We start from the raw sequence: 3,517 nt of genomic DNA on the forward strand, positions 1-3,517 counted from the left end.
TCGGTTTAAGGCTCTTAGGGATAGAAACATCGCGCATCTTTTTGATGCTTGAATGGGTAGCAGTTTGCATGGACTCTCCAACATCACCCTGCCACCAACAACACTTACCGGCAGGGGTTGAGAGAAACCATCGTGATTTGCAATAATTAGCGCAAATAAAAAGCAGTAGACGAAAAAACCAAAAAACACATTTAAAAACAATGGTTTACTGCTATCAAACCAGGAGCGTTAGTGCTGTTTTATGTTGATTCGTTTATGGGGATTCGGGGAACCCCGGTTCCCCATCCTATTTTTCGCCCTTGAACGGGTGGCGCTTTTCATTAAATTTTGAGTCCTGCACAAACGTAGGCAAATCAATCGGAAACTTCCACGGCTTCGCAGCGTCGCGCACCATGCCCTCAGTAAATGCCCGCGAGCCTCTTATCGATCCACGCAACATCTCAGCGTACACTTTTTTGCATAGGTCACTTTTGTTTGGCTTAGTGTTGGCTGGTTTGTCATTCCAAAATTTTCCCATGAGCTCAATCACTTTTGCCTCAAATATCAAAGTCGTTGATGTCTTGTTTGACTTTGAAGGGCCATTAGATGCAGCCGGCGTAGGCGTTGCGGTGGTCTGTGCTGGCACAGGTGTAGTAATGTTCGGTTCTGGCGCCGCGACCCACTGCAGACGCTTCACACGACCGTCGCCACCCTCAATAGTGTGCAGCGGGAAAAATGCATAAATCTCGTTATCTATTTTTTTGGCGATCTCGGCCTTGTTGCTTTTCTCTGCGGACAAGTGTTCATCAGCATGTTTGACGGCCAACTCCGCTACCAATATTCTGGTGTTCTCATCCTTCACAAACGCATCGAGTTTTTTCAACATCAGCCCACCATCTTCTCCGGGATGAAGTTCGGCGATCAAATCGCGCAATTCCGATTCATGGGTCCATATCCGTGACTCAGCTTCGATTCGGCGTTGTTCAGCTTCGGGCGGCTGATTAAGAATCAAACATGCGAGTCGCACATCTGCCGGTGTGCTGCTTGGCTCATCCCGCACAGCTTCCCACTTGACACGGTAATCTTTGAGGGCTTGATGTGCGCGCGATTCAAGAGACCACGTCTTAAGCTTTTTCAAATCTGATTCAGAATATCGCTGAGGTTCCGAATTGTTTTCAGCATTTGTGGCCATAGCACCTCCCGTGCATCCCCCAATCAGGATGACCCAGCAGGCCAAGGGAGGACTGGTTCTTCGACCCGGTTTCGAAGCGGGTCTAGCTGGGGCAAACTGCTTTATGCCGCGTGTTCCGGTATCACGCTCAGGCGAAGTCCAACAGCGTGCAACACCTTGTGAACCGTGGCCAGCGTCGGGTTCCCTTCGGCACTCAATGCCTTGAATAGCACCTTGTCGCCCACATTGGCGCGGCGTGCCACCTCTGCCATACCGTGCGCTTTGGCAACCTGTCGCAGTGCCACCAGCAGCGCGGCAGGGTCGTCAAGCTCCATCACAGCCTCCATGTAGGCTGCCGCTTCGGCGGGGTCTTTCAACACGCCGCCCAAGTAGTCGTCGAAACTCGCATCACGCGGTGCATTCACGGTTTGCCCCTTTGCTTCCAGTCGTTCAAGTAATCAATGGCCTGCTTAATGGCACGGCTCTGGTCGGTCTTATCACTGCCGCACAGCAGCAACACCAACTTCGGGCCCTGCTTGCTCAGGTACACGCGATAACCTGGCCCATAGTCAATCTTCAATTCCTGCACGCCATCACGCAAAGGTTTGCAGTCCCCAAAGTTTCCGGAGGCCACCCGTGCCAGTCGTGCCCGTATCTGCGCCCTTGCCCGAATATCTTTCAGGTCATCAATCCATTCGGTCAACGGCGCCCTACCCTGTGCGTCCGTGTAATATCGAAGTTCCATAATGGTATCTTAAATCGTACCGGCCACCAACTGCAACTTACCCGGCTCTGCTTTGGCATCAAATTTAATCCCGGCCTGCTCCAGAATCCATGCCTCGATTCGTTCGGCATACGGTCGCAATTCATCAAGGGCCAAAATGTCGTACCCGTCTGCGGTTGCAGATGGCTTGTGCCCTTGAATTTGGGCCGCTGCACCGGCAGGCACAACTGCCCTCGCCCGCTGCGTGAAGGATCGGCGCAGACCGTGGAAGGTCAGGTATTCAATTCCCGATTCCGACAACACCGTTTCTAAACTGGAACGAACATCAACAATGCGCCCTTTCTTGCCGGTGCTGGCGAACACAAATGGGTTTGCCTTGTCTTCGGCGTCCATCGCCCTGGGTAGGGTTGCCAGCAGTCTCGCCAAGTAAGGTGTCAGCGGGATCGTGCGTGTTTCGTCCACCTTGTCCGCAAGCGTTAGCTTCTTCCATCGGAAATCCACATTCGCCCAAGTAAGTGAGGCCAGTTCCTCTCGCCGCGCTCCAGTTAGCAGCAGCGCCCGTAGGTACACGCTGGCGGTGCGGTTACCAAGTTGCTCGGCAGCCGCCCACCATCCCTTGATCTGTGCACTTTGCAGGGCATCAGTGCGCTTGGTGTTGGGTGGCAGGTTTTCCAGAATGGCAGGTGCTTTACCGGCGTCGCGGTCTATCAGCTTGCGGTACTCTGGCCGGGCGGAGCACCAGCGCAGAAACCCCCTGAACATCATCAGGGCGCGGGTTGCTTGGTGCTTACCTGCAACGGATTCGAGCTCGAACCAGATTTGGAGAACATCCTCGGTCACATCACCCAATTTCAGAGACAACAGTGGAAAGATCGGCCCTGGTCGAGTCAACCCTTTCCCTCTCTTTTTCTTTACGCCGCCGGACGTGGACATTGTGTGCAATGAAGCTCGATAGCTAGGCTTCCATGCGTCTTTCCGTTTAGGTTTACCTTCTTGCAAGTAACGCGGCCAAATGTCGCCAACCGTCGTGGCCTTCACCCTGTCGGCCTCCATTTGTGCAGAGCTTGCAGCGTTGGCAGCTACTTTTTCGGCCACTTCCTGGCGCTCTAACTCGCGGGGGTCTTGCTTGTTGTTTTTGACAATCCTAGCCAGTTCGCGGGCTTGGATTTTGGCTTCCGGGATGCTCATCAATGAAACCGCTCCAAGCGTCCGGCTGATGGCTTTACCTTGCAGCTTTGCTTCGTACACGAACGACTTGGCACCACTGACCGTAACTCGCACTCGTAGCCCGGTCACATCCTTATCGCGCAGAAAAGCCTTAGGCACGCCTGGCGGGCAGGTCAGTCGCTCGATTAGCCCCACGCTCAACTCATGCGCCACCTTCAAATCGGGCGCTTGATCCTTCTTTGGTCGTGCCATCGGTCACCTCCAGTTGACTCCATACCTGCGCTATGCCGCCAACTATCGGCTATTTTGGCGCATTTGAATCAACACGTCGGCTGTTGTTGTAACCAGTTCAATCGCCGTAAGTCATTGATTTATATTGATTATAATACTCAAATCAACACGGATGAATAATTATTTCTTGTCATTCGTAATGAGAAGGTCGGGTGTTCGATTCATCTCTCCGGCACCAATACAGA

4 protein-coding genes are annotated in these 3,517 nt (G+C 53.0%); all 4 read right to left on the reverse strand.

Translation table 11 applies throughout. The annotated features are described in order from the left end of the window. Window positions 1-286 precede the first annotated feature (286 nt). Entirely contained in the window at window positions 287-1,171 is an 885-nt protein-coding gene (locus tag ACOYNV_RS26670) for a hypothetical protein (protein ID WP_422902849.1), read from the reverse strand. Between the two features lie 101 nt (window positions 1,172-1,272). Next, window positions 1,273-1,575: an addiction module antidote protein gene (locus ACOYNV_RS26675; protein ID WP_422902850.1), complete on the reverse strand. Its 303-nt coding sequence runs from the start codon at window positions 1,573-1,575 to the stop codon at window positions 1,273-1,275. Beyond that, complete coding sequence (locus ACOYNV_RS26680) at window positions 1,572-1,895, reverse strand: type II toxin-antitoxin system RelE/ParE family toxin (RefSeq protein WP_422902851.1); 324 nt, start codon at window positions 1,893-1,895, stop codon at window positions 1,572-1,574. The genes ACOYNV_RS26675 and ACOYNV_RS26680 overlap by 4 nt, the downstream gene beginning before the upstream one ends. Window positions 1,896-1,904: 9 nt before the next feature. Next, window positions 1,905-3,293, reverse strand: coding sequence for an integrase (locus ACOYNV_RS26685; RefSeq protein WP_422902852.1), 1,389 nt, complete (start codon window positions 3,291-3,293; stop codon window positions 1,905-1,907). Window positions 3,294-3,517: the final 224 nt, after the last annotated feature.

It is taken from the genome of Propionivibrio sp., from assembly GCF_049316945.1.
GTDB lineage: Bacteria > Pseudomonadota > Gammaproteobacteria > Burkholderiales > Rhodocyclaceae > Propionivibrio.